Genomic DNA, 7,023 nt, shown 5'->3' with positions numbered 1-7,023 from the left:
AACCCGGGCGCTGGAAGCGACCCTGCTGGGCCTGACCGGTGGCGGGAAGCTCGGTGAAATCTTCTCCGCCCAGACCACTAACCCGATGCGGCGGGACCGGGCCGTGGTCTTCGATGTCTCCAGCATCGACGAAACCGAAACCGACCTGCAGGCTGCGGTCCTCCTCGCGTGCTGGTCCTACGGATTCGGGACTGTCAACGTCGCCAACGCCCTCGCTGACGCCGGGCTGGAACCACGCCGGAACTACTTCGTCGTGCTCGATGAGCTGTGGCGGGCGCTGCGCTCCGGCAAGGGCATGGTCGACCGCGTCGACGCCCTCACCCGCCTGAACAGGTCCGTCGGTGTCGGGCAGGTCATGATCTCCCACACCATGTCCGACCTGCTGGCCCTCCCGGCGGAGGAAGACAGGATGAAAGCGCGCGGGTTTGTCGAACGTTCCGGCATGGTCATCTGCGCAGGACTCCCCGCCTCGGAGATGCCGCTGCTGACCGCGGCGATCCCCCTGTCCAGGCAGGAACAGCAGAAGCTCATCTCCTGGCAGGATCCGCCCGCGTGGGACTCCCGCGGCGGTGACGTCGAACCGCCGGGCCGGGGCAAGTTCCTGATCAAGGTCGGCGGCCGCCCCGGCATCCCCGTGACCATCGGTTTGACCTCCATCGAGGCCTCACTGAATGACACAAATAAGCGCTGGCACGCAAAAGTTGAGATGTTCGAGTGAATTTTGACGCTTTTGTCGTGAACTTGAGTGTGCCCGGGGATTGCAGCGGGTGGAGGTGCTCAGGTTCCGGGAACCTGTGCGTCCTGACGGGTGAGGTCGGGGTGCTCGAGGGTGTTCAGGTAACGTGTGGCGCCTTCGACGCTGAGTCCGAACAGGTCACAGATCCGGCGGATGTCTCCGCCTGTCGCGTGGATCTCGTGCAGGATGCGGTCCTCGCGCAGAACCCGTGGCCGCAGCGTCAAGCCGGACCAGGGGAACTGTCGACTGGTCGGAAGGAGCCTGGGCGCCGTGCGCCGGTTGACGAGCAGGTGCGGGTTGGCAGTGCCCGGCCAGGTTCGGTTCCGGTGGTCGAGCCAGGCTGTCAGGCGGGTGCGCACGGGCCCGGCCAGCGGGATGTCGCGGTCCCCGAGTATCAGGTGGCCGTCACTAATGTCAGTGAGCCTCATCTCGCTGATCTGTGCCCCTGTCAGTGCGTGGAAAGCTACCAAGGAAACCGCCAGGGCAACCGCCGGGTTCGGAGAGTTCAGCTCCTCGCGGATCACGGCCGCGTCCAGCGCGAGAGGGATAGTGCTGCCCTTCGGGGACGCCTTCATCCCACGGGTCGGGTTGGCGAAGATGAGTCGGCGGCCTTTGAGTGTAGTGAAGAGCGATTTGAGTCCGTTCCCGGCGATGTGCCGGCGGGCCTTGGTCTCGTCCAGCGCGGCTGTAATGTCGGCGCGGGTGACCTCGGCGAACGACTGGAGACCTGCCGCGGCCCAGGCATGGATGATGGGTTCAATGCCCAGGATGTGCACCCTGATGGTCTTGGGGTCGCGCGGGATCTGCCGGGGCGCCTGGTGGGCGCCGTTGACCAGGACTTGCAGCCATATTTCAAGCTGGTCCTTCATGACCGGTGGCAGTGTGCTGGTCTTGGCAGCGAAGTAGCGTTCGATCTGGGTCGGCCGGTCCTCGATGAGCATGCCTGCCGCGGCCAGTACGTCGATCGTGGAAAGGACGTTGCCGGAGTATTGGCGCAGTTCAAGGACGTCAGTGGCGCGGACTTTGGCAGTTGGGCTGGGCCGCAGACCCTGCAGGAGCCTCAGGGACCGAGTCACGTCGTTACGTTGCCGCTTGCTCCAGCCGACTCTCATGGCGTGTTCACGGACGATGGCTGCACAGTACCGGGTCAGGTCGTTGTCTTCGAGGCGGGCACGCGCTGCGACGGCCTTTTGATCGGGCGTCATGTCGAACAGCGCCGTCTGCATGCTGGTGTCGGTGTCCGGTTCGGTGCCGCCTGGCAGGTTTTTCTTGTCCCGCAGTTTCCATGGGGCGCGTTGTTCCGGACTCAGTTTTGGTGCTCCGCTGCGGTGGAAGCTCATGTTGGCGAAGAAGAGCTGGTGGCCATCCTTAGTCGCACCGGGCAGGTCCAGGCCGCGTCCGGGCTCCTGGAGCATTCGCGCCTGTTCCAAACACAGCCGGCACGCGCGCCGCTCTCCGACGCGGGTCGTGCGCCCGCAAAATTCGCAGATTCCTTCAGGGTTGTGGGAGCGCCACCACCGACACGGCCAGCACGTCCAGTTGTAGCGGCGGTAGACACCCCAAGCCATACAGTCCTTGCACGAGCCTGGATGTTGCGGGCTGCCGGGATGGCAGCTGGCGCACAGGCCTTGGCTGAAGTAGCGGGTACTGGTCCCGCATTTGGAGCATGGGGGTGGGTTGAACGGGCCACCGGGAAGGCAGCCGTAGCAAGAGTCGATGCGCGGGTGCACCCACGCGACCCTGTTGATCTGGCAACTGGGGCACATCGATGGGGGCCGGAGTGGCGCCATCGGGCCCGGAGCCGGACTCACGACAGCCGCGACTATAGGGGTGGCTCGGACCGTGGCTTGCCGAATCTCGGCGTTACGACAGGTGATGCCTTGCCGAAACTCGGAGACACAACGGAAGCTGGCCTTCCATCGCCAGCGCCCGTGTTGTTGCCGTTTATGGACTCGGTGGCGCGTGGGCGACGTGCGGCGACTTTGCCCGGCTCGGGAGTCATCAGGTCCGTGGGTGTGCATTTCAGCACGGAGCAGATCACATCGAGCTCTTCGAGCCTCATGGTCGCCGGTGTTCCGGCCCACCACGACGACATCTTCCCGGCGCTGATCTCCAGCCCGGCCTCAGCGAGCATCCGGCGCATCTGCGCCGACTTCCAGATCCCGCGTTCAGCGGCTCGGATCCGCAGGTTCCACTGCACGGCCTCATCCTTCCTTTTGTGTGATCGCGAAGCGGGACTCGACCCGCTCATTGGCGTCTTTCCAGGCCTGCTCGACGTACTCGCTTCGCACATGGATGTAGCCCGAGGTAGTCGCGAGCCACTGATGCCCCAGCAGCTCCTGAAGCGCCTTAATGTCCATCCCGGCCCCGTAGAGCGAGGAAGCGCAGTAATGCCGCAGGACGTGGGGAGTCATCCGCCCCGACCACGCCGGCAACGACTGGTCGACCTGCAAACCCAGGCTGCGCCGCAGTGCGTTGCCGCCGACCCGGCCGCATCGACCCAAATCGCGGTCAAAGCGCTCCGAGGGCAGCAGGGGCGCCTCTGGATCCGCCCAGTCCTCGCCGTAAAGGTGTCGGACATCGCCCAGCCACCAGTCGATCAGCTCTGCCGCGCCGTTGATCGCGGGCACCAGACGCGGCTTGGGGCCACGGCCGTGTGCTCCCTTGCCGAACCGCACATGGAGCTTGCCGAACCCGCCCAGGTCCGGGCGCCAGTCACGGATATCGAGCATCACCGTTTCATTGATTCTCAGCCCCAGCCGACGCCACAGCGAGGCAGCGAAATAGTCCCGCGCGGCGGGCAGATACTTGCGGGCCTGCGGGATCGAGTGCCGCCAAGAAGTAAAGAACGTTTCGATCTCGGCGTCCGAGGGCGGCACCCGGACTTTGCCAAGCGATGCACCGGACTGGCGGTTGAACTCATCAATGGGCTGCTCGACCAGCACTCCGGCCGCCCGATGGATCCGGCCCTGGTAACGGCTGATCATGAATTCGTAAAACAACGCCAGCGTCCCTGCCTTACCGGCTCTGGTGCTCACACTGCGCCCCAGGCGCCTCTGCTCGGCCAGGAACCGGTCAGCGTCCTGACACGTCGCCGTCCACAGTGGGCCAGCCAACGACCGGGCAAATTCGATGATTGTCGCCCGGGTATTGCGGATATGCGAGTCGCTCAGACCAGCCGCCGCCATCGCCAGCGCGTACTGGTCGACGATCTCCTGCTCGAAGTCCTCGCCCGCCTGCGCACTCGAGAACTCCGGATCCATGGCGGCCCCACCGGGCAACGCCACCAGCGCCATCAGTCAACAACTTCAGAAGGAGCGAGCATGCGTCGACATTACGCCCAAACCGTCACTCTCGTCGATGGTTCATCGGTTCCGGCCTCCAAGGGCTTCGCCCCGACATCACCTGCTCAAACGCCAATCCCAGCCGCTGAACCGTCAAACGAACCTATGCGAATAGAGATGCCGGCAGAAACCCTGCTGGATGCGGCAGCTCCAATCCGGGAAGAAGGTGCGGCATGAGTGCCCCGAACCGCAAGGGAACAGGCCTCGGCGACTCCCTGGGGATTTGGCTCGCCATCGGCGCCGCCACCATCTTCGGCGGCGGCACCTGGGTCGCCGCCCACCTCGGATCCTGGATGGCCGGCCTTACCGCCCCTCCGGCACACCCCATTGACCTGATCGCCGGGCTCGCCAAAGGCCGCGTGCCCTGGCCGGACCAGTCCACAGTGGTGGCCTGCGTGCTGGCCGCTGTCCTGATCGCACTGGTCGTAACGGTGCTGGTGGTCCGGTCCCGGACCGCGAACAAACGCACCAGGGTGGACAAGGCAGCGGTGTACATGGGCCGGGGCAAGGACCTGAACCACCTCTCGACCAAGGGCGCCACGACCACGGCCGTGCGCCTCGGCGTGGAAAACTCCACCGGTGTCCGCCTAGGCCGCAGCGTAGCCGGGAAACGCCCGCTCTGGGCATCCTGGGAGGACATGCTGATCCTCATCGCCGGGCCCCGCACCATGAAGACCACCTCCTACGCCGTCCCCGCCATCCTTGACGCACCCGGCGCGGTGATCGCCACTTCCAACAAACGCGACATCGTCGACGTCACCCGACCCATCCGCTCCGAGGCCGGGCAGGTGTGGGTCTTTGACCCGCAAGCCGTCGCCGAAGAAGAGCCCACCTGGTGGTGGAACCCGCTCTCCTATGTGAAGAACGAAGCCACAGCAGGGAACATGGCCCAGCACTTCGCCGCAGGCTCCCGCGAACCCGGAACAAAACCCGACGCCTACTTCGACCCGGCCGGACAAAACCTGCTCAAAGCCCTCCTCCTCGCCGCCTCCCTCAGCGCCACCCCGATCACACAGGTGTACACCTGGCTGACCCGCCCCCACGACGAAGCCCCGGCCGACATCCTCCGCACCGCTGGCTTCGACCTGCTGGCCGACATGGTCATCGGCCACATCCGCGAACCGGAAAAGCAGCGTGCCGGCGTCTACGGCACCGCCCGGCAAATGGTCTCCTGCCTCACCGACCGGGACGTCAGCCAATGGGTCACCCCAACACCCGGCACCACCGTCGACACCGACCCCCGGCCGCAGTTCGTCCCCGAAGACTTCGTCCGCGGCAAAGGCACGCTCTACAGCCTCTCCCGTGAAGGCGTCGGAACCGCAGGCCCCCTGGTCACGGCCCTGACCGTCGCCGTCGTCGAAGCGGCCGAAAAGTACGCCACATCCCAACCCGGCGGGCGCCTCGCAACCCCGCTGCTGGGGATCCTCGATGAAGCGGCAAACGTCTGCCGGTGGAAAGCACTGCCGGACCAGTACAGCCACTACGGCTCCCGCGGCATCATCCTCATGACCATCCTGCAGTCCTGGTCCCAGGGCGTGGAAGTCTGGAACCTCGAAGGAATGCGGAAGCTCTGGTCAGCATCCAACGTCAAAATCTACGGCGGCGGCGTCTCCGAAGTCGGCTACCTCGACGAGCTCTCCCGCCTCATCGGCCAATACAGCTACATCAACGTTTCCCGCAGCCACAGCAGAACCGGATCCTCCTCGTCCAGGCAGGAAAGCAAGGACGAAATCCTGTCCGTTGCCGACCTGACCGCGCTGCCACGGTTCCGGGCCATCCTGCTTGCCTCCGGCGCCCCGGCCACCATGATCGAAACGATTCCCTGGATGAACGGGCCCCATGCCCAGAAGGTTAAGGACTCCCTCGCAGCCAAGGAATCAATTGAGCGCGAGCCGGTGGCGGTGCCAGCTCATAGCCCGTGGACGGACGGGGACAAGGCGTGAGTGAAGAGTTCGGGGACGCCTTCGGAGACGAAGCGGAGCAGTCTCCAGCCGGCGGGCACAGCCACGCCGAGCCCGAACCGGAACTTGTGTACTCCAGCGCCGTGGAGTTCTTCGCTGACCTCCTGGCCCAGTCCTACGTCCGGGAAGTCAACGAAGGCGCAGCCTACGCGTGGTGCCCCGAGTGGTACAAACACCCCGAAGCCCTGATTCGTATGGAAGCGATTTGGCGGGCCTGGGAACACCTACGGCTCGAACCGGCGCTCGGCATCAGCACTTGGTGGCTGAATCACGCCGACCCACATATGCGCGTCCTCATGGACAAGGAAGGCCCCTTCAAAAAATGCGCCTACGACGGACACAAAACCCCCGCCCGGGACAGAACTGCTCTTCCCCACAAGACCCCTGAAGCAGGAATCTTTGACTAGCACCGCCGGATGGTCACGATCGGATGAGAAGAACGAGGGACACGCCTTAAGCCTTTGCTGCCCCGGACCACATGGCCGGAGCTGAGCCGACTTCTAGCTGTCCATGGCTGGGGTCAACCCGGGTTATCCACGGCTGGAAATTGGGAGCCGTTGGGGTAGCTCCCTCGGCAGCAGTAGCGGTGGATAACCCCCAAGGATTGTCCCCGGCTGTGGGCAGCGGGCCCTGTCTTCACCCCAAACACCCGCAATTGTGCAAACAGGCTGTGGCGCAATAGCCGCATACCTACAACGCGATCCTGCACTCCTGCCAGCATCCGCTGACGGACATAGCGTCCCCTGACTGCTCGGGCTGAAACGAGAGTTTTAAGTCCTCTTAGGAAGATCCCCTACCCAGACGTGACTGCCTGTCGAGCGCAACCAACCACAGCTGACCACGCAGGGGAACGTCGTGCTTTTCTCTGGGTAGCGGCAATGCCTTTCTTGGATTGACTAAAAGAACTTCATACCCGAATCGCCAGCAGAGTCTGTGTTGCCGGCTCCCGTCTACTGCTCGTACTAGTGGGAAAGGACCAGGA

General features: G+C 64.6%; 5 protein-coding genes and 1 pseudogene. 3 read left to right on the top strand and 3 right to left on the bottom strand.

The window, feature by feature from the left end:
* A pseudogene (locus BS38_RS27420) lies at window positions 1–718 on the top strand (ATP/GTP-binding protein); the annotation flags it as partial.
* A gap of 59 nt (window positions 719–777) precedes the next feature.
* On the opposite strand, the gene BS38_RS0116630 reads toward BS38_RS27420, so the two are convergent.
* From BS38_RS0116630 to BS38_RS0116620, 3 genes are all read right to left on the bottom strand, one after another.
* Complete coding sequence (locus BS38_RS0116630; RefSeq protein WP_231511292.1) at window positions 778–2,151, bottom strand: hypothetical protein; 1,374 nt, start codon at window positions 2,149–2,151, stop codon at window positions 778–780.
* Window positions 2,152–2,558: 407 nt separating this feature from the next.
* Window positions 2,559–2,936 carry a helix-turn-helix domain-containing protein gene (locus BS38_RS0116625; RefSeq protein WP_028271824.1) on the bottom strand — a complete coding sequence of 126 codons (378 nt, stop codon included), beginning with the start codon at window positions 2,934–2,936 and terminating at the stop codon, window positions 2,559–2,561.
* A 4-nt stretch (window positions 2,937–2,940) separates the two neighbouring features.
* Window positions 2,941–4,032 carry a tyrosine-type recombinase/integrase gene (locus tag BS38_RS0116620; protein ID WP_051628981.1) on the bottom strand — a complete coding sequence of 364 codons (1,092 nt, stop codon included), beginning with the start codon at window positions 4,030–4,032 and terminating at the stop codon, window positions 2,941–2,943.
* A gap of 221 nt (window positions 4,033–4,253) precedes the next feature.
* On the opposite strand from BS38_RS0116620, the gene BS38_RS25475 reads away from it, so the two are divergent.
* Window positions 4,254–6,023 (top strand): type IV secretory system conjugative DNA transfer family protein, encoded by a 1,770-nt coding sequence (locus BS38_RS25475; RefSeq protein ID WP_081818945.1) that lies wholly within the window; start codon window positions 4,254–4,256, stop codon window positions 6,021–6,023.
* A complete protein-coding gene (locus tag BS38_RS25470) occupies window positions 6,020–6,448 on the top strand; it encodes a DUF4913 domain-containing protein (RefSeq protein ID WP_081818944.1) in 429 nt (142 codons plus the stop codon). Before BS38_RS25475 ends, BS38_RS25470 begins: the two co-directional genes overlap by 4 nt.
* The last annotated feature ends 575 nt before the right edge of the window (window positions 6,449–7,023 follow it).

The organism is Arthrobacter sp. UNC362MFTsu5.1 (assembly GCF_000685965.1).
Classification (GTDB): domain Bacteria; phylum Actinomycetota; class Actinomycetes; order Actinomycetales; family Micrococcaceae; genus Arthrobacter.
Note: the sequence above shows the minus strand (reverse complement) of the source record. Positions and strands in the feature narration are given on the sequence as shown.